The 18,611-nt window shown below is 70.9% G+C and carries 12 protein-coding genes and 1 pseudogene; 7 read left to right on the top strand and 6 right to left on the bottom strand.

Annotated features, from left to right (window positions below):
• Positions 1–103 precede the first annotated feature (103 nt).
• The 4 genes from ACGFQ9_RS00065 to ACGFQ9_RS00050 all read left to right on the top strand — a co-directional run bounded on the left by ACGFQ9_RS00065 (position 104) and on the right by ACGFQ9_RS00050 (position 9,343).
• On the top strand, positions 104–2,086 hold the full coding sequence (locus tag ACGFQ9_RS00065; RefSeq protein ID WP_393569520.1) for a caspase family protein: 1,983 nt from the start codon (positions 104–106) through the stop codon (positions 2,084–2,086).
• Positions 2,087–2,098: 12 nt separating this feature from the next.
• The gene (locus tag ACGFQ9_RS00060; protein ID WP_393569519.1) at positions 2,099–5,905 is read left to right on the top strand and encodes a CHAT domain-containing protein; all 3,807 of its coding nucleotides are present in this window, start codon (positions 2,099–2,101) and stop codon (positions 5,903–5,905) included.
• Between the two features lie 329 nt (positions 5,906–6,234).
• On the top strand, positions 6,235–8,694 hold the full coding sequence (fxsT, locus tag ACGFQ9_RS00055; RefSeq protein WP_393569517.1) for an FxSxx-COOH system tetratricopeptide repeat protein: 2,460 nt from the start codon (positions 6,235–6,237) through the stop codon (positions 8,692–8,694).
• Positions 8,684–9,343 carry a PASTA domain-containing protein gene (locus tag ACGFQ9_RS00050; RefSeq protein WP_393569515.1) on the top strand — a complete coding sequence of 220 codons (660 nt, stop codon included), beginning with the start codon at positions 8,684–8,686 and terminating at the stop codon, positions 9,341–9,343. The genes fxsT and ACGFQ9_RS00050 overlap by 11 nt, the downstream gene beginning before the upstream one ends.
• On the opposite strand, the gene ACGFQ9_RS00045 is transcribed toward ACGFQ9_RS00050, so the two are convergent.
• Entirely contained in the window at positions 9,312–9,980 is a 669-nt protein-coding gene (locus ACGFQ9_RS00045; protein WP_393569513.1) for a response regulator, read from the bottom strand. The two genes, ACGFQ9_RS00050 and ACGFQ9_RS00045, sit on opposite strands and share 32 nt — an antisense overlap.
• Entirely contained in the window at positions 9,977–11,056 is a 1,080-nt protein-coding gene (locus ACGFQ9_RS00040; protein WP_393569511.1) for a sensor histidine kinase, read from the bottom strand. Before ACGFQ9_RS00040 ends, ACGFQ9_RS00045 begins: the two co-directional genes overlap by 4 nt.
• A gap of 112 nt (positions 11,057–11,168) precedes the next feature.
• On the opposite strand from ACGFQ9_RS00040, the gene ACGFQ9_RS00035 reads away from it, so the two are divergent.
• Positions 11,169–11,921, top strand: coding sequence for an ABC transporter ATP-binding protein (locus ACGFQ9_RS00035; protein ID WP_393569509.1), 753 nt, complete (start codon positions 11,169–11,171; stop codon positions 11,919–11,921).
• Positions 11,885–12,604, top strand: a complete 720-nt coding sequence (locus ACGFQ9_RS00030; RefSeq protein WP_393569508.1) for a hypothetical protein — start codon at positions 11,885–11,887, stop codon at positions 12,602–12,604. Before ACGFQ9_RS00035 ends, ACGFQ9_RS00030 begins: the two co-directional genes overlap by 37 nt.
• A 693-nt stretch (positions 12,605–13,297) precedes the next feature.
• Here the strand turns inward: ACGFQ9_RS00030 and ACGFQ9_RS00025 are convergent.
• The gene (locus tag ACGFQ9_RS00025) at positions 13,298–13,705 is read right to left on the bottom strand and encodes a hypothetical protein (protein WP_393569506.1); all 408 of its coding nucleotides are present in this window, start codon (positions 13,703–13,705) and stop codon (positions 13,298–13,300) included.
• 190 nt (positions 13,706–13,895) lie between these two features.
• Between ACGFQ9_RS00025 and ACGFQ9_RS00020 the strand changes: the two genes are divergently transcribed.
• Positions 13,896–14,033, top strand: a complete 138-nt coding sequence (locus ACGFQ9_RS00020) for a hypothetical protein (RefSeq protein ID WP_393570828.1) — start codon at positions 13,896–13,898, stop codon at positions 14,031–14,033.
• Between the two features lie 119 nt (positions 14,034–14,152).
• Here ACGFQ9_RS00020 and ACGFQ9_RS00015 read toward each other — a convergent pair.
• From ACGFQ9_RS00015 to ACGFQ9_RS00005, 3 genes and pseudogenes are all read right to left on the bottom strand, one after another.
• Positions 14,153–14,320: pseudogene (locus ACGFQ9_RS00015) on the bottom strand (helix-turn-helix domain-containing protein); the annotation flags it as partial.
• A 781-nt stretch (positions 14,321–15,101) separates the two neighbouring features.
• Entirely contained in the window at positions 15,102–17,618 is a 2,517-nt protein-coding gene (locus ACGFQ9_RS00010) for a Helicase associated domain protein (protein ID WP_393569504.1), read from the bottom strand.
• A 249-nt stretch (positions 17,619–17,867) separates the two neighbouring features.
• A complete protein-coding gene (locus ACGFQ9_RS00005) occupies positions 17,868–18,323 on the bottom strand; it encodes a hypothetical protein (RefSeq protein WP_393569502.1) in 456 nt (151 codons plus the stop codon).
• Positions 18,324–18,611: the final 288 nt, after the last annotated feature.

The following is an 18,611-nucleotide window of genomic DNA, read 5'->3' as shown; positions in this document are numbered from 1 at the left end:
GGATGTGCGCTTGTGCGCCCCCGGGCTCGGGAACGAACGGCTGTGCTCGTTCGCTACCAGGACAGGCACTGCGATACGAGACCGCCCGGACAGGAGTTCTTCGATGCCCAAGGTCCACGCCCTGCTGGTCGGTATCGACACCTACCGGCTTCCGCGTCTGAACCTGCGTGGTTGTGTGAACGACGTCGAGCTCGCCGAGCGGCTGCTGCGCGACCGGATAGCGCCCGCAGACCTCGTGGTCGAGAGGCTCTGCGACGAGCAGGCCACCCGGGCCGGGATAGTCGAGGCGTTCCGCGGCCACCTGGGCGGTCTCGGCCCCGGCGACACCGCTTTGTTCTGGTACAGCGGGCACGGCTCGACGGCACCCCTGCCGGAAGGGATGCCCTACGCCGAGAGCGCCGGAATGTGCCAGACGCTGGTGTGCCACGACAGCCGCGCCGGCGCCCCGGACCTGTACGACAAGGAACTCGCGGTCCTGGCCCACGAGGTGCTCGCCACCGGCGCCGCCCTCGTGACGGTCATCGACGCCTGCCACTCCCGAAGCGCGATGCGTGAAGCACCGGCACCCGGCCTGACCCCGCGGTGCGCGCCGAGGCTGGAGGAAGCCCCGCCCCGGCTCGGCGACCTCCTGCCCGAGCTGGCCGCCGCGGTCACGGACCCGTCCCGTCCGGCTCCCGGCGCACAGTTACCCGGGCACGTGGCGCTCTCCGCGTGCGACGAGTGGGAAGTGGCCAACGAGGGGGAGTTCACCGACGGCTGGCACGGCGTGTTCACCGAGGCCCTCGGCCACGCCCTGACGCGACTCGGCCCGGATGCCACCTATCGGCAGGTGCTCGGCCACGCCCGGTGCCGGGTCGAGGGCCGGCTCCTGCGGCAGGTGCCGCACCTGGAGGCGATCGGGGACCTTCCCGACCGTGAGGTCTTCGGCGGGGCGCTGCGGCCGCGTGCCACCCGCGTCGCCTTGCGGTACCTGTGGGGGCAGTGGGAGGTGGACGCGGGTGCCGTGCACGGCGTCGTCACCGGCTCGAGGTTCGGGGTGCACCGCACCGCGCCCTTCCGGGAGGTCCACGTCGCCGAGGTGCTCACCCAATGCAGCGTCGTGACCCCCGTCGGCTGGACGCCCGAGGAGGACCAGCAGTACGAGATGGTCCTGACCGACGTTCCGCTTCCCCCGGTGGCCGTGTCGGTCCGGGCGGATCCCGACGTCCTGCTGCGCCTGACCGAGACCGTCCGTACCGCCGGCCCGGGTGGCCGCCCCTCGCCTCACATCCGCCTTGTCCCGCCCGCCGGCGACGGCTCCGCGTCCCGGCTCGCGCTGCGGGTGCGCGAAGCCGACGACGGCCGCTCGATCCAGGTCACCGGCCTCGACGACAGGCCCCTGGCCTCCCCGGTCCCCACCGACGAACACGGCGTCCGGCAGACCGTCAGCGACCTGGACCACATGGCCCGCTGGCTCCAGGTCCGCAACCTGGAGAGCGCCTCGCCGGCCCTGGAGGAGGCGGTCCGTCTCGAGCTGTTCCCGGCGCCGCCCGGCTGCCGACGCCTGCCCCACGAAGAGGCCCCCGCACCGTTGCAGGCACTCGACTTCGCCTACACCTGGACCGGTACGGGATGGAAGCCGCCCTCGGTGTTCATGAGGCTGCGCAACACCATGAACCGGAAGCTGTTCTGCGTTCTGCTCGACCTCACCGATCGGTACCGCATGCACCCGAACCTCTTCCCCGGGGAGTACGTGGCAGGTCACTGGACGGCTCAGGCGGGCAACGGCGCTCCCGTCACCCTGTCCCTGCCGCCCGACCAGCCGGTCGAGCCCGGCGCTCGCAGCACCGACTGGCTGGTGCTCCTGGTCGCGGAGGAGCCGTTCGGCTCGGACCCGTTCGTGCTGCCCCGGCTCCGCGAGACGCCCCGGACGTCTGCCCGGGCCGGGCGGCGCGGCGTCACCGGGGTCCTGGACCGGCTCGGCCTGCTCGCGGTGCAGCGTGACGCCGATCCGGCGCCGCCTGTAGCTCTGGACTGGGCGGTCAAAACCTTCGAGGTCACCACGCGGATACCGGGCGGCCCCGGCCCCGCAGCCCTTCAGCGATAGACCGGAGACGACGTGGACCACGAATCGTTCGAGCAGTGTCTGCAAGCCTTCGTACGACGCGACTACCTCACCGCGGCCAAGAGCGCGTTGGGCCTCCTGGAGGAGGGCGCCGGCCTGGGGACAGCGCAGATCCTCCTCATCAGCGTGCACCGGATGGGGATGTCGCCCAGTGAGGCGCTGACGCAGGCCGTGTACGAGGCCGCCACCGAACCCTGGCAGTGCGCCCTCATGGACGTCACCATGGGCCGACGGGACCCCGCAGAGATCATCGCCGAAGCGGATGGTGTCCTGCAGCGGTGTCAGGCGCTGTGCTACGCCGGAGCGCACCTGATCACCACGGGTGACCTGGATGCCGGACGCCGGCTCCTGCGCCAGTGCCTCGACCTGGACGTCCAGTGCGTGGAGACCCAGATCGCGTTGATGGACACGGTCCGGGTCGACCAGTGGAGCGGGGAGGTATCCGAGGTTGACCAAGAGGTCGAGCGCCTGCGGGACACCTTCCATCACCTCCGGTCCACGGACAGCGATCAGCAGTCGATCCACATCGCCGACCTCGTGCTGGCCCTCGTCGTCGGCCACCACGGCGATTACCACCCGGAAACTGCCCGCAGTCTGAACGACCTGGCCACGGCCTACCTGGCGACAGGCGACTGGGCGCGGGCCGAGCCGCTCCTGACCTCCGCCCTGCAGCAGGTTCTGCTGTTCGACGGGGCATCGGGCCAGCCGTACGCCATCGTCCTCGACAACCTAGGCCAGGCCAAGCTGGGGCAGGAAAAGAACGAACTTGCCGAATGGCTGTTCCGCCAGGCGCTGGCGGCCTTCGCCGAGGCGGTAGGAGCCGAGCACCCCTCGTTCGCGACCTGTCTGGGCCATCTGGCCCTGGCGTGCGCGCAGCTCGGCAAGGATGAAGAGGCCGAACGGCGTTACCACGAGGCCGTGGAACTGCGGCGCCGCCTCTTCGGAACCGATGACCCGCGGTACATCGCCATGGTCGATGGCCTCGTCGAGTTCTTCCAGGGCAGGGGCAGGCTCGATGCGGCCGAGCCGCTGGTGACCGAGATCGCCGCGATCGTCAGCCGCGTGAACGGCGCCGATTCGCAGGAGTTCGGCGCGCGCCTTAAACAGCTCGGTGCTCTGTACCACCGGATGGGCCGGTACTCCGACAGCGCCGAACAGTACCGCCTCGCCCTCGTGATCGACCACCACAGGCTGGGCCCCGACGACCCTGCCGCCCTCGACACCGCCGCCAAACTGGCGGTCTCCGACAAGCTCGCCGGCCGGCTCGGGGAGGCGCTGCGCGCGTACCAGTACCTCGTGGGCCGCCAGTCGGGTGCAGATCTGGCGATCACCAAGCTCAACTACGCCAAGCTCCTCCTCGACACCGGGAGCACCCACCTCGCCCGCCGCTACGCCCAGGACGCGATCGAGCTACACTGCTCCCTCGGCCTGCAGGACTCCCTCGAACACGCGCTGATGCTCATCGTCGTGGCCTCGATCGACGCCGGCGACGAGCGGTACGACGAAGCGGAGCGCAGCCTGCGCCAGGCGATGGACCTCATCGCACACCACGCGGGTCGCGAGAACGAGCACTACGCGAAGGCCTGCACCGCACTGGCGAGCCACCGCATCGAGCAGCGGCGCTACGACGAAGCCGACGAGCTCCTGGAGACCGGCCTGCGCTTGACGGAGGAAGCGCTGGGCGACAGTGCTCCCGCCGTCGCGGCCATCGTCGGCATGCGCGCGAAGGTCCTGCTCGCGAAGGGCCAGTGGGACGGAGCGGAGCGCCTCTTCCGCCGCGCGCTCGAGCTAATGGGAGAGGACACCGGCCCGGAACGCAGGCAGACCGCGTACGTCGAGCTGCTAGAGGGGCTCGCTTCGGCTCTCGTGGCGACGGGACGCGAACGCGACGCGATCGAGGTCCTGCTGACGGCGGAACGGCACCAGGACGGCCTCCTGCAGGAGAGGTCCAAGGTGGCGGGAGTCCAGGCCATCGTGGTCCACCAGCCCGCTGCGCTGCTCAACATCCTCGGCAAGCCCGGGCTTCAGTCGCCCGCCCTGCTGTCCCAGTTGCTGGAAGTCGTCTGGCGGCGCAAGGGCATCGTCGCCGAGGCCGATTTCGTCCGCAGGCGCGAGGAGATCCACAGCGGACAGCACGACGGCGATGACGTGCGGAGCACACTCGACGCGCTCACGCAGACCATCGAGAGCGGCGGGATGCCCGAGCCGGCCCGAATCGAGCAAGTGACCGACGCCTACGCGCGGAACATGCGGTACGGGATGTACCCGAGACTTCAGCAGGCTCATCGGGAACTGCACGCGCACATGATGGAGGGGCGGCCAGAGCAGGGTGACCTGAGCCAGGAGGAGTGGAAGGAACGGATCATCGCGTACGTGGCCCGGGCAGGGTCCCTCATGGGGATCCGCGACCAGCTCGAATCCGAGGTCCGCACCCTGTTCCCCGGCGACGGATGGCTGGCAGAGGTGCTGTCGCGGGTCACCCTGGAGGCCGTCCGTTCCTGTCTCCCGGAAGGGGCGGCGCTCGTCGAGTTCCTACGTGTCCCGACCCTCGACGGGACGGCCGTGGAGGCCGAAGGCGGATCGCGGTGGGGACCCGCCAGGTACTACGCGTTCGTCGTCACGCCCGATCACGATGAGGACGTCCGCCTGATGGACCTGGGTCCGGCCGACACCGTCGACGAGGACATCGCAGTGCTGCGCCGCGCCATCACCCGCGGCGGACGGGCCCGCGACATCGACCCCGAAAAGACCCCTCCGGACGAGGAGGCAGTGAGGGCGGCCGACAAGGCCGCCGCCGACCTGCGCAAGGCCCTGCTGGACCCGCTGGGGATCGACGACCTCACGCAGTGGTACGTCGCTCCCGACGGCGAGTTGTACACCCTGCCCTTCGAGGTCCTGCCTCTCGATGACGGCCGCCTCGTCATCGACGCCCGGGAAATCGCCTACCTGACGACCGGCCGCGACCTGATACCCGCCCAACGGAGCGCGCCCGAGCCGGCCGGCCCCCCGGTCGTCATCGCCGACCCCGACTACGACCTCGCCCTCGGTGCGACCACCGACCGGCATCCTCCGGAAGACGACACGGACCCGCGACGTGCCGCCGGCCTCAGCTTCGCCCGGCTGCCCGGAACGCACGACGAAGGCCGGCAGGTGGCTGCCCTGCTCGGCGTGGAGGCGTGGCTCGGTGCCGACGCCATGGAGGGGCAGCTCAAGCAGCAGCGCTCCCCGGTCGTCCTCCACATCGCCTCGCACGGCTATTTCCTGGACGACGACCGGCTGCCGGAGGGCCGCGTCCGGCAGGGTGACGGGCGCGCGCTCGGAGCGTTCCCGGCTCCTCTGCTCAACTCCGGGCTCGCCCTCGCCGGCGCCAATACCTGGCTGCGCAGTGGCCACCTGCCCGAACTGGCGGAGGACGGGCTGCTGACCGCGGCCGACCTCGCCACCATGGACCTGTCGGGCACCGAGCTCGTGGTCCTGTCGGCTTGCGACACGGGGCGCGGCCAGGTCTCCGTCGGGCAGGGCGTGTACGGTCTGCGCCGCTCGGTGGGGATCGCCGGCGCACGGACCATGGTGATGAGCCTGTGGCAGGTACCCGACCGGGAGACGCAGGAGCTGATGGAGGATTTCTACGGCCGTCTGAAGCGGGGCGAGCCGCGAGGGGCCGCGTTCCGCGCGGCCCGGCTGGGGATGCGCGCCCGCAGGCCCGATCCCTACTACTGGGGAGCGTTCATCTGCCAGGGCGAACCGGGCCCGATGCCAGCCGGCTTTCTCAGCGGTGTCAGCGACGACTCGGCACGCTGACGCTCCGGCCGCTGGCGACGCGGACGACGAACCGCTCCACCGCCCGCTCCTCGTCTGCGCGTGGCGGGGTCCGGAACGACAGGCAGCACGCCGGGGACCTGTCCTGAGGAATGCGGTCATCGCGACTCCGCCCGTTCGCGGCCGTGAGCGGGGCTGGCATCCGGTCGCTGAACCGGAGCAACACCGCCGTCCGCGTCGTGACCACCCGCACCCTTCCATGGACGTGATCCAGGCGGGAACATCCTGGTGACGGTGGACGGGGGTGGCAGACGGTGGGGCGTAGCCGGGGTGCGTGGGCCGGGTCGGCGGTAACGGGAGGGGCCGCATTGGTGGCGGCCGTGCTGGGGCCGGTGACCAACTACGCCAGTGACGCGGTGCCTGGCTGGGCGGCGCAGGCGTGGGTGATCTGGCCGGTGTTCGCCGTGCTGGTGGTGGTCAGCATCGGGCTGTTGCTGTGGGGCCGGCATCTGGATGCCGCACCAAGGCCCCCGGCGCGGCCGGCACCGGTGAGCCGACTGGCCCGAGGCCAGCAGGCTTCGTTACGCCCCCCGCATGTTCAGCGCGTGCGGGGGCGTGAGGGAGAACTCGCCGTGCTGGCAGGCATGCTTCGGCGGCCACAAGGCCGGTTCGCGGTGCTGTGCGCGGTCGGCGGGATGGGCAAGACAACGGTGGCCGCGCAACTGGCCACCCAGGCCGAGGCGGCGGGCTGGCGAGTGTTCTGGGTGCGCTGGCGCGACGGTGCCGAGCTGGCGCAGCAGATGGTGCAGGCGGCGCTGGCCTGCGGCCTGCCAGAGACAGAGCTGGAGGCCGCGCGAGCGGGGCAGGCGAGCCTGCCGGATGTGGTCTGGCGACAGTTGGGCCAGGTGCGGCGGTGGCTGCTGGTGGTGGACAACGCCGACGAGCCGCACGAGATCGGCCCGGCAGGGGAGCCGGTGGCCGACTATCGCGGCTGGATCCGTCCTCACGGCCGGGGCCTGCTGGTGGTGACCAGCCGGGACGGCAGCGAGCAGACCTGGGGTCCGTGCGCACAGCTGCTGCCACTGGAGCCGCTGCCGGTGCGACCTGCGGGGCAGGTCCTGCTGGACGCTGCTCCCGCGGCCGGCACCGCCGAGCAGGCCCGGGAGCTGGCGGCGCGACTGGGCGGGCTGCCACTGGCGTTGCACGCGGCCGGCACCTATCTGGCCGGACCCACCAGCCGCTACCGCACCTTTGCCGCCTACCGCCAGGCCCTGGAACAGGAACTGCAGTTCCTGTTGGGAGCGGCGCACCCGAACGCCTCCCATCCGCACGTCGCCCGCGCCGTGGTGCGGCACACCTGGGAGGTGTCCTTGGACCAGCTCGCCGGGGAGGGCAACGCTTTGGCCCGCCCCTTGTTGCGACTGCTGGCCCTGCTGGCTCAAGCCCCCGTCCCACTGTCCCTGATCACCCCGGACCTGCTATCCGACGTCACCGGACACGAGGTCACCGCGGTGGCCCTGGAGGCCGCGTTCGCCGGGCTGCACCGCTACGGTCTCCTCGGCCTGCCCCACTCTCCCGGCAGCACCGGCCCGGCGTCGGGCAGCAGTGAGGGGGCGCAGGTGGTGCTGCATCCCCTGATTCGAGAGATCAACGCTGTCGCCCTCACGGCCGAGACCTCCGATCTCGCCGTGTGGCACCGGGCTCTCGCCGAGCGGCTGACCACGGCTGTGCACGAGGCCAACCAGCGCGGGCGCGCTGGTTGGCCTGCAGCCGTGCTCCTCGCCCCCCACCTGCCGCTGCTGCTCGACTACGCGGACCCGCGCACCGCCACGCACCACCGCACCACTCTCAACACCCTGGCACAGGTGCTGCAGAACGCCGGCGCTTTCGGAGCGGCGCGCCTGCTGCATGAACGGGTCCTCGAGGTCGAGACCCGCATGCTGGGCCCCGAGCACCCCGATACCTTGACCAGCCGCAACAACCTGGGCAATGCCTTGTTCGGAATGGGAGAGCCGGCCGAGGCAATACGTCTGCTCCGGCAGACCCTGGAAGACCGCGCCCGCATCCTGGGCCCCGTGCACCCCGATACCTTGACCAGCCGCAATGACCTCGCATGCGCTTTGGACGGAACGGGTGAGCATGCCGAGGCAGTGGGTCTGCTGCGGCAGACCCTCAACGACCGTACCCGTGTCCTGGGCGACGGGCATCCGCATACCCTGGCCAGCCGGGACAGCCTCGGTCTCGCGCTGGATGGGATGGGCGAGCACGCACAAGCAGTGCGCATCCACCGGAGCACCCTGGAGGACCGCATCCGTGTCCTGGGCCCCGAGCACCACCTCACCCTGCTCAGCCGCCACAACCTCGCCAGCGCCCTGACCAGGGCGGGTGAGCAGACGGAAGCGATACAGCTGCTACGGCAGGCACTCAACGACCACGCCCGCATTCTGGGCGACGGGCACCCGCACACGCTGGCCAGCCGGGACAGCCTCGGTCTCGCGCTGGATGGGATGGGCGAGCACGCACAAGCAGTGCGCATGCACCGGCAGACCCTGGAGGGCCGCACCCGCATCCTGAGCCCCGAGCACCCAGATACCCTTGCCAGTCGCCACAACCTCGCTCTCGCTTTGACCAGTGCAGGTGAGCATGCCGAAGCGATAGACCTGCTGCGCCGAACCCTCGATGACCGCGTCCGCATCCTGGGCGATGAGCACACACATACCTTGAGCACCCGCAACGCGCTGGAGACAGCGCTAGCCATGTCCACCCAACGGCCACAGAGCCGGTGGTGGCACTGGCTGCGGCGCAGGAACGTCGCAGCCGGTGGCGGTTGAGGAGGGCCCTGTATCCCCGAGCCGCCGTCAAACGACAAGCAGCACTCTGTCATTATCGTTGCATTGCGTGAGTGTAGCGGTGGTGGGGTCCACGGCTGCGAGTGTCGGCAAACGACCGTCTTCGACATCTCGGCCGGCCTCAGCCACGCCCAGCGCATCCGCCCGGGCTGGAGAGTCGGACCTGGAGGGTTCGACCGGCACGGCGGTTGTCACGGTGCCCGACGTGAGAGGACAGACGGCTGGCTCCGCTGTCGCTGAGCTCAGGTCCGCAGGCTTCACACCCGAACCTCGCAGAGGCCAGTCCCGTCAGATCAGCCCGCGGGGACTGTGGCAGACACGTCACCGGATGCAGGCTGGCATCGTGCTCAAAGGCATGAACACCCGGTACCTGACCGGCTACCGCGGCTGGACCAAGATCCGCCGCAGGGACACTATCGAAGCGATTATCGGCGCCGTCACGGGCACTTCACCTGCCCCGGTCTTCTCGTCCTCGGCCGCCACGACACGGCGGGCCGGCTGCGCGCGGTCGGCCGGACGGTACCGCTGCGCCCCGGGGGTGTCCCGGAAGGTCGGCGAGTACCTCGCCGCGGCCGGTCCCGGGCACCCCGGTCTTCTCCTCAGAGGCCGGGGGCGGCCGAGTGCGGGGTGACCAGGCCCGTCTCGTAGGCGGCGATGACCAACTGCGCCCGGTCCCGTGCTCCGAGTTTGGCCAGCAGCCGGCCGATGTGGGTCTTCACCGTCCCACGGCTCAGTGTCAGGTGTTCAGCAAGCTCGGTGTTCGACAGGCCCTGCGCGATCAGCAGCAGCACCTCGCGCTCCCGCCCGGTCAGCTCGCCCAGGCCCTCCACCACCGCCGCGCCGGGCGGGCGCCGCGCGAACTCGGACACCAGCCGCCGGGTCACCGACGGGGCCAGCAGCGCCTCGCCCGAGGCCACCACATGGATCGCGTCCAGCAGCGCGGCCGGCGGAGTGTCTTTCAGCAGGAAGCCGCTGGCCCCGGCGCGCAGCGCCGCGTACACGTACTCGTCCAGATCGAAGGTGGTCAGGATCAGCACCCGGACCTCCGGCCGGGCCGCGATGATCCAGCGGGTCGCCTCGATGCCGTCCATCTCCGGCATCCGGACGTCCATGAGGACCACGTCGGGACGACCCGAGGCAGCCAGCTCCACCGCCTCGACCCCGTTCGACGCCTCACCGCTCACGCTCAACCCAGGCGCCGTCTCCAGCAGCACCCGGAAGCTCCCGCGCAGCAGCGCCTGGTCGTCGACGATCAGCACCCGCGTCATGCGCCCGCCTCCAACGGCAGCCGGGCCGCGACCCGGAAGCCTCCCCCGGGCCGGGGACCGGCGGTGAACTCGCCCCGGTACATGGCCACCCTCTGGCGGATTCCGGTGAGCCCGTGGCCCGGCGTGTGACCGGCCAGCACGTCACCCTCGTTGACGACCGTGATGTGCAGATCGGGCGTCACCGTGACCCGGCAGGTGGTCGGGGCCGCGTGCTTGATCACATTGGTGACCGCCTCCTGGACGATCCGGTACGCCGTCAGCTCCAGCCCGGGGGGCAGCGGCGGCAGTTCGGCGAGGTCCAGGGTGACCTTGACCCCGGCCCGGGCGGCGCGTTCGGCGACCGCGGCCAGATCGGACAGGCCCGGGGCGGGACCCACCTCTGGGTCCGCACGGCCTTCGGGGGTCCGCAGCACGGCCAGGGTGCTGCGCATCTCGGCCAGGGCCCGGCGGCCCGTCTCCTCGATGTGCCGCAGCGCCTCCCGGGTCTCGTGTGGGCGCACATCGGCCACGTGCGCGGCGATCGCGGCCTTCACCGTGATGACCGACAGGCTGTGCGCCACGATGTCATGCATCTCCCGGGCGATGCGCAGCCGTTCCCCGGACACCGCGCGCTCGGCCAGCTCGAGCGCCGTCCGCTCGGCGAACGCCCGCCGCTCGCGGACGTAGTGGCCCAGGCCCCACGGCGCGGCGAGCGCGAGCAGCACCAAGGGCCACGGGCCCACGTCTCGGGCGAGGAACAGTCCCGTGACCAGCGAAGCCGCCAAGGGCTCCCACCGCCCGCCGAGCGCCGCTGTATAGAGGACGGGTGCCAGGCACGCGTACGGCGCCGGGCTCGCGAAGTCCGGGATCGTCCCGGCGGCGAAGGCGACGACGACCGCGGCGAGCACCACCGCGCAGGCGGGCATCGGACACACCCGCCGTACGGCGACCGGCCCGCCCAATGCCGCCGCCAACGCCCAGGACGCCCAGACCGGTTCCGGCGCGGGCGGCTCCCGGACCGCCAGGTAGGCGGCGAAGACCAGAGCAGGAGCGATCACCGCGTCGACCACGATCAAGCGCTGTCGGCTGAGGATCATCCCACCGACGGTAGCCCACCGGCCGGAACCGCGGATCGGACCAGGGTCCGATGCCGAAGACCCGACCGTGCTCCGATGTATCACCCGCCGCCCCGGCCGCAGGCTTCAGCCCATGATCTCCGTCCACGCACTGACCAAAAGATACGGCGACACGCTCGCTGTCGACCGACTGTCCTTCGAGGTGGAGCCGGGCCGGGTGACAGGTTTCCTGGGCCCCAACGGCTCCGGCAAATCCACCACCATGCGGGCGGTCCTCGGCCTCGACGCCCCCACCTCGGGCCAGGCCCTGGTCAACGGGCGCCCCTTCGTCACCTCGGCCTCCCCGATGCGAGAGGTGGGGGCCCTGCTCGACGCCGGAGCCGTCCACGGCGGACGGCGGGCCGCAGACCACCTGCGCTGCCTGGCGCGGAGCAACGCGATCGCACCCTCACGGGTCCCGGAAGTACTGGAGCAGGTCGGCCTGGGAGGCGTCGGCCGCAAACGGGTCAAGGGCTTCTCGCTCGGAATGAAGCAGCGCCTCGGCGTGGCCGCCGCCTTGCTCGGCGACCCGGGGACCCTCGTCTTCGACGAGCCCGTCAACGGCCTGGACCCGGACGGCATCCGATGGATCCGCGGCCTCATGCGCTCGCTCGCCGCCGAGGGGCGGACCGTGCTGATGTCCAGCCACCTGATCACCGAGATGGCCCTCACCGCCGACCACGTCGTGGTGATCGGTCACGGCAGGCTGATCGACACCGCACCGGTAGCCGAACTGACCCGGCGTTACGGCTCTCTGGAAGACGCCTACGTCCGCCTCACCGAGACCGGCGTGGAGCACCGATCAAGACCATGTCTCTCAGCAGCGTCGTCGCATCCGAGTGGCTGAAGCTGCGCACCGTCCGCTCCACCTACACCCTGCTCGGCGCCAGTGCCGGGATCCTGTTTCCGGCAGCCGGTATCTCCGCCGCGATGATCGCCGACTGGGACGGCTCCACCGCCGAGGCGCGGGCGGTGTTCGCCAGTCCCGACCCGGGCGTCCTGGTCATGCCGTTCGCGCAGTTCTGCCTGGCGGCGCTGGGTGCCCTCGCGGTCACCTCGGAACACGCGACCGGGATGATCCACACGAGCTCGGTGGCTGTCCCGGACAGGCGCCGGCTGTTCGCGGCCAAGGCGGTGGTCGTCACCGCCCTGGGTCTGGCGGCCGGGCAGCTCGTCGCCCTCGCCTCCATGGCGGCCGGCCACCTTCTCACCGGGGACCGGCCCGCTCCCATCGCCGCCACCACCGGCCTGGCCGAGGCCGTCCTGCAGGGGCTGAACCTGACCGCCTCCGCCCTGGTGGGATTGGGGGTGGGGGCCCTGATCCGGTCCACGGCGGGGACGTTCACGGCCTTGACGGCACTGATCTTCGTACTGCCGGCGCTCGCGGCGTTCCTGCCCTGGGACATGGCGGCGTACATGCTCCCCAACCTGGCCGCACTGCCCACAGGACCGGCTCTGCTTGCGATGGCCGGGCACGCGGGAGCCGCGCTGGCGACCGGGGCGGCGGCAGGCCGACACCGCGATGTGTGAACGGACCGGCCCCGCCTGCCCCGTCCCACCAGGGTGCGAGGCGGGACCGTCCGTTCCCTGACGTCCACCCGGACCAGGTGGCCACCCTGGCCCGCCGCCGGGCCCTGCCCGCCCTCCTCGACCGGCACGTCCCCCTGGGCCCGGACCAGGCCGCCCCGCGCTTCGGTGTCCGAAGGACCGACTGGGACCAGGTGGTCAGGCTCGGTCTCGTCTCCCCAACAACCACGGTGACCATCGACTACAAGCACCACGGCGCCCTCACAGTCGTCCCCCTCTGCTCCGCCCTCGACATCGCGCTGCTCCCCCTCCTGCCGCCCTGGATCGACTGGCGGGCGGTGCGCACCGCCCCGGCCGGCCGCCGCTCCCCGCTCGCCGCCCTCGACCCGGTCATCCCGGGCCAGGACCGGGTGCTGCTCGCGGAAGTGGCACAGATGAGCCGGGTGGGCCGGGTGGGCCGGGCCGCAGTGGTGCACGGGCGGCACCGGCATGCCGACTTCCCCGCGCAGGCTGGTGTGGCTCTGTTCACGACAACGGGCAGCACTTCTACGTCAGTTCAGGAGGCGGTTAACGGTCGCAGCCCGGCCGAAATGTTCACGAGTTTCGACAGCACCTGGGCTCTCCAGAGCGTTCCCCGCCGGCAAGGACGTGGGGCTGGTACAAGCCCGCGGCCGGTCGGCGGCGCGCCGTGCTGGGCTACGAGTACACCTGCCACCAGCGGTCCGCCTCAGCGCGAGCCACTTCGGCGTCGTACTGACTCGCATCGAAGTGGAGCTCCGGCGGCGGGTAGGGCATGGGACTGTGCACCGCCCACGGAACCTCCCAGTCCGACCACTGCACGATCTCACCGAACCGCTGCACGACGACGGCCAGGAAGCCGCAGCAGTCACCGGTACAGTCGGGTTCCCCCAGCTCCAGGCGGCGTGCCTCACCGGTCGCCCGGAGAGGGCTGGGGAGGTCGGCCGGCAGCGCATCAGCCGCGTACGGTCCGCGGCCGCCGTCACCGACCGCCACTTCGACCACGTCCTCGCCGTTGACCCAGAACCGCACCTGGGCAGGGAACCGTCCCGGCGGCAACACCTTGATCTCCAAGTGATCGAACATCAGACCACCCTACGGGGCGCGCTGACGTCGGCGCGCGGCCCAGCCGACGCCTGCCTCCACTCGGCTGACAGGAGGGTCCACGAAGTGCCTCCCGCTCTCGTGAACATCGACCACGCCCCGGGCCGGGCGCCTCCCAAAGTCGTGCACATCTGCCGTCGGAACTCGTGAACAGAACCACTGTGGCACGGACGTGCATCCGGAGTTCGACCGGTCCGCGGTGGTGGCCTGGCTGCTGACCATCGACAAGATCGAAGTGCCCACGGAAATGCCCGTGGGCTCGCTGCCGGTGGCCGCGGGCGGGGGCGGCACGCAGCGGTCGGCTTGGTGACCCGTGACTGGCCCTGGCCAAGGACGCGGAAGGGCAAGACGAGTTGTCCGCCTGGTCCACGGACGAGGACGCCGACGCGCCGGCCGAGCCGGCTGCCGCCTTGTCCGGACCCGCGCCTGGATCAGTTCCATGTGGCGGGCACTGGGCCTGGCCCGTGCCGACGCCTTGCGTGCCGTCCACCGCTGGACTGTCCGCCGGGACACCCCCAGCTCCTGTGCCACCGTCTGCTTGGAGCGCTTCGCCCACCTGAGCAGGGCACGGAGCTGTCGCTCGTTGGTGTCCGGCACTGCCCGGGTGAACACCAGCCGCTCCAGTTCTGCCCCGATCACTGTGGTCCTCCGCTTGCCGACCAGCCGTCACACCGGGTTTCTCATGCACCGCGGCGCCGGTCGGCGAGCATGCCGGTCTTCGGCCACAGGGCGTCCGGCTTGCGGTAGAGGCGAACCGCTGTGAGCCCGCCGCTGCCGGTTCCTGTGGCCGGTTCCGCATTCCTCCTCGGGGAGGAGGGCGGGGCTGCGCTGTGCCTGTTTCGATTGCGGGTGAGGAAACCACGCTGAGAGGGGCCAGCTGTGCCGGGTGTGCTGCTGGAGTTGGGTGTCGGGACTCTGCTGACGTGGGGTCATGAACGCTGGAGGACCAAGAGGCAAGCACGGCGCTTCGCGGCGGGGGCGGAGGTGCGTTTCGCCGCCTGCGTCCTCGGCGACCGTCCGTACTGCCGGGGTACATCGCTGGTCTTTCTCTGGGCCTCGCGTCGCGCTCTTCATGTCACGCCGACGGATTCCGCGGATCTTCACCGGAGCCCGATTCCGGTGGACCGGTTGGAAGTGGTCCGGGTGCGTCCAAGAAGACGCGCGGATCCCCCCTGGTCCAGAGCGGTTGGGAGGTGGTCGAGTGCCGTGATCGCGGCGCTGTGGTGCTGATCGGGTGTGCTCCCGTTTCCGTGCCGTATCTGACAGCCGTACTGAAGGGACAGACCCCCCCAAGGCCATACACCGGACAGACTCGCCCGGCCTGATCTCTGCTGCCGGCCAGACACGCGGGAGCATGCCTTTCACCGATCCGGTTCCCCTACGGAACGGCCTTCCCGCCCGCCTGCTGTGCCCAGTCCACGCCGAGGCCGACGAGCGCACGCAGCTGCGCGTCGTCGAGCCGGTCGCGGCGCTGTTTCTGGTTGGCGATCCACACCCCGGTCCGATGCACGGCCCCATCCGGGAGGCGTTCGACGTGCGCCCGCCCAGGAGCGCCGCCGCCCTCCCGCGCGACGTACTGCGCCAGGGCAGCCAGGCCCCTCCGGAAGGCTGCCGCGCCCCGCCCGGCCGCGGATGCAGGGCCGGCCTCCGCCGCGGCGGCACGGGGGCGTACGGGCGCTGCGCTGACACCGAGAGCGGCGAGGCGGCGCTGCTGCTCCTGGTTGAGCCGGTGGTAGTCGCGTTGTTGGGCGGCGAGCCAGCGGCCGATGTCCTCGCCGTGGCGGGTGACGCCGGGGATGATGGCCGAGGGCAGGGCGCCGTCGGCCAGGAGCTGGGCGAGGTAGGCGTAGTGGCGTTGCCAGTCCACCCTCCACCCGAGCGTTGCGGGGTTCCAGTCCGGGTCGATGGCGGCCAGGGCAGCGGCCCGCCGCTCCGCGCGGACGGGGTCCTTCCCCAGCCCGCCGGGCCGACGCATGTTGGTGAGCCACTGGCCGATCTGGATACCGAGGATCGCCGCGCCCCGGGCGGCGGCCAGGGTGCCGTGGAGCTCGTAGTAGGCCCTGGCGGCGCCGAGGCTGGTCTCGAAGGCGGCGTCTGAGGTGTCCCAGACGATCCCGAGCGCCTCGAGCTCGGCGGCCCGCTGGCCGGTCATGGTCCCAGCCCGGAACGCACAGCGCTGGTCGGAGAGCCAGCGCCCGAGCGGGTACGCCCCTTCGGTGTGATCGTAGGGGACCTCAAGTCCGCCCTCCCGCTCCCGGTACCGGATGGCGGATTCCAGGCCGCGGCGCCAGTCGGCGCGTTCGGTGTTGAAGATCTGGTAACTGATCCATTTCGCGATCAGTGCGGGGTCGCGGGGCACGGCGAACCGGAGCAGCAGCCGCGCCTCGTCCTCGCCCTCGGCGGGCGCTTCACCGATCAGCGGCGACGGCTCCACAGTGCGCCTCTGGGCCTCTTGTGGAATTGCGAGCATTTCCACAGCCCGTTGATCATGGGCCCGAAGCCCGTTCAGCACCCGAATGAGAGGCCCGTACGATTCCGAGGAGAGAATGTCCTCGGGATTCTCATCTTCCCGCAGAAACACGGGAACGATCAGGGTGGCCACCTTCCCTTCTCCGGGTTTCTGGCGGAGGGCGCGGCCGATGGCCTGGACGATGTCGACGGCTGAACCCCTGGGGTCGATGAGGGCCACTGAGTCCACGGTTTGGATGTCGACGCCTTCCGAGAGGACCTTGCAGTTTGCCAGTACGGCGCGCCCTGCTCGGCGGCCGAAGTCGGCAAGGACAGCAGCCCGGTGCCCGGCCTCGTGCTCCCCGCGCAACCATCCTGTCCACACCTTCTCCGGGTGCCGGGCGGGGTCGACGGTGTGGAGCCGGCGGGCGACGCGGGGGAGTCCTTCGGCGAAGGCCTGCGCCTCCACTGTGCGGTGGTGGAAGGTGATGGCGGTCTTCAGCCCGTGGGTGGCCATGGTCTCCAGCAGGGTGGTCTGCATGGCGGCGAGCCGCTGGCCGCGAAGCTGCTCTTCGTACCGTTCCTCGCCGTAGAGCCGGTCCGGCGTGACGACGGGGTCGACGAGTTCGGCCACGACGACCTGGTACTTGGCCAGGAGCCCCCGTGCGATCGCGTCGGCGAGGGAGAGTTCGTAGACGATCGGCCCGAACACCGACTCGTCGTCCATGGAACAGGCCAGTTCTTTCGGGAGCCGGTCCCAGGCCCGCCGTGTCCGGCCCGGCGTCTCCTCGTCCACCACCGCCGCCTGGGCCTCGTACAGCTCTTCCTCACGCCGGCTGCGCGGGGGCCGCTCGACCCAGACCCGTGGGGTGGCAGTCAGGTAGAGGCGGCGCATGGCGGGGATGACGTCCTGGTCGTGGACGTCCGCCCACGCCTTCCCCGCAGACCCCGATGTGCGGTGCGCCTCGTCGACGACGACCAGGTCGAAGACGTCCATGGGCAGGCCGTACTCGCCGCGGTGTGCTTCGGCGATGACGGGGAGGGAGGCGTAGGTGGCGTAGACGGTGACGGGGCCGCGGCCGTGCCACAGGCCGAGCTGAGGCGCCGAGGTGGTCGAGCGGATGCCGGACTGCCACAACTGGGAGTTGTCCTCGAGCGAGCAGACGGCGACGGCGGGTCCGGTATGGCCGGCAGCTTGCCACTCGCGCACGGTCTGCGTGAGGAGGTCCAGGGTCGGCAGCAGGACCAGGACCCGGCCGCCGCGGGCCAGCCGGAGCGCTGCCGCGGCAGCCATGAACGTCTTCCCGGTACCGCACGCGGCCACCACCGTGGCCCGCAGCCCGGCCTCCGGGATCCGCTTCCCCGGCGGAATATCCAGGCCCCGGACGATGGCCTCCACGGCTTCTTCCTGATGCGGCCGGAGCGTGATTTCACCGGTCTTCTTCATTCATCCGCTCCGCTGAAGATGACCCGCCGGGCGGGGATGGCAATATTCTCGGGATCTCACACAGCACATCACAACGCGATGATGCACTTATGACTGTACCGCGCGAGCGCCGGACACGAGATGGGTGTCAGCCGCACGCCTCGCATACGGGCGATGCCTTCACAAACCCGCCGACCCCTCCCCCCTGCACACGGTCCGAGCCCGTGAAGCGGCACCCGTGCCGCAGGAGGAGACACGGGTTTCAAAGTGTCAGAAGGGTGGCGTGGCCGGCTGCTGCGGGCTGCCCGGCTGGTGTGCGCCGAGTTTTTCCAGGCGGGCGTGGATGGCGCTGGGCTGGCGGGAGAAGTTTTCGGCGAGGATGTCGATGTCGTGGCCGGAAGCGTGGAGTTGCAGGAGACGTTGGTCGTCTTCCTCGGACCAGCGCTGGTAGGCGTTGCCGTGCTGTTTACGAATCCCTGAGACGGTGTAGGCGCGGGAATCTGGCGGGGGAGCAGCCGTAGCAGGATGGAGTCTTGCTGCTTTCAGCAAGTGCAGGGGGAACGCAGCCACCTCGGTGCCCTGCAGCCAGAGAGTGACCATGCCGTCTTCAAAGGTCATCACGTCCGCCTCGACCTCGATGGCTCTGCGCATCACGTCCGCATCATGCGGATCTGGCAGGAAGTCGGTGAACTGCATATGAACCCGAGGTCCAATCACATCAGCCATGACACCACCCTCGCCCAGCACACAAGGCGAAGCAACCACCACCCCTGCTGCCGGCCGCTTTTTCCAGGCCCGCAACGCGGGCCTGCCTTCTGGCGGTTGCAGCGAAGCGGAGACCGCCGGCGCGGCTTGCCGCGCCCCGATCCGCAACGCGGATCGGCCCCGGCGGCCTGCCGCCGGCCCCCGGGCCCGCAACGCGGGCCCAGCGCGGCAGGGCCGCGCCCCGATCCGCAACGCGGATCGGCTCCCTGCGCCGCGCAACGCGCGGCGCTCCCACTCCTCAGCGCGCAG

The organism is Streptomyces sp. NPDC048603, from assembly GCF_043199475.1.
Taxonomy (GTDB): Bacteria; Actinomycetota; Actinomycetes; order Streptomycetales; family Streptomycetaceae; genus Streptomyces.
The sequence above is the reverse complement of the archived record's forward strand: the minus strand, read 5'-3'. Positions and strand labels throughout refer to the sequence as shown.

Coding starts and splice junctions, on each gene's coding strand:
- ACGFQ9_RS00025 (WP_393569506.1), bottom strand. CDS start 13,705: ATGTTCGATCACTTGGAGATCAAGGTGTTGCCGCCGGGACGGTTCCCT.
- ACGFQ9_RS00030 (WP_393569508.1), top strand. CDS start 11,885: ATGTCTCTCAGCAGCGTCGTCGCATCCGAGTGGCTGAAGCTGCGCACC.
- ACGFQ9_RS00005 (WP_393569502.1), bottom strand. CDS start 18,323: ATGGCTGATGTGATTGGACCTCGGGTTCATATGCAGTTCACCGACTTC.
- ACGFQ9_RS00035 (WP_393569509.1), top strand. CDS start 11,169: ATGATCTCCGTCCACGCACTGACCAAAAGATACGGCGACACGCTCGCT.
- ACGFQ9_RS00040 (WP_393569511.1), bottom strand. CDS start 11,056: ATGATCCTCAGCCGACAGCGCTTGATCGTGGTCGACGCGGTGATCGCT.
- ACGFQ9_RS00045 (WP_393569513.1), bottom strand. CDS start 9,980: ATGACGCGGGTGCTGATCGTCGACGACCAGGCGCTGCTGCGCGGGAGC.
- ACGFQ9_RS00065 (WP_393569520.1), top strand. CDS start 104: ATGCCCAAGGTCCACGCCCTGCTGGTCGGTATCGACACCTACCGGCTT.
- ACGFQ9_RS00010 (WP_393569504.1), bottom strand. CDS start 17,618: ATGAAGAAGACCGGTGAAATCACGCTCCGGCCGCATCAGGAAGAAGCC.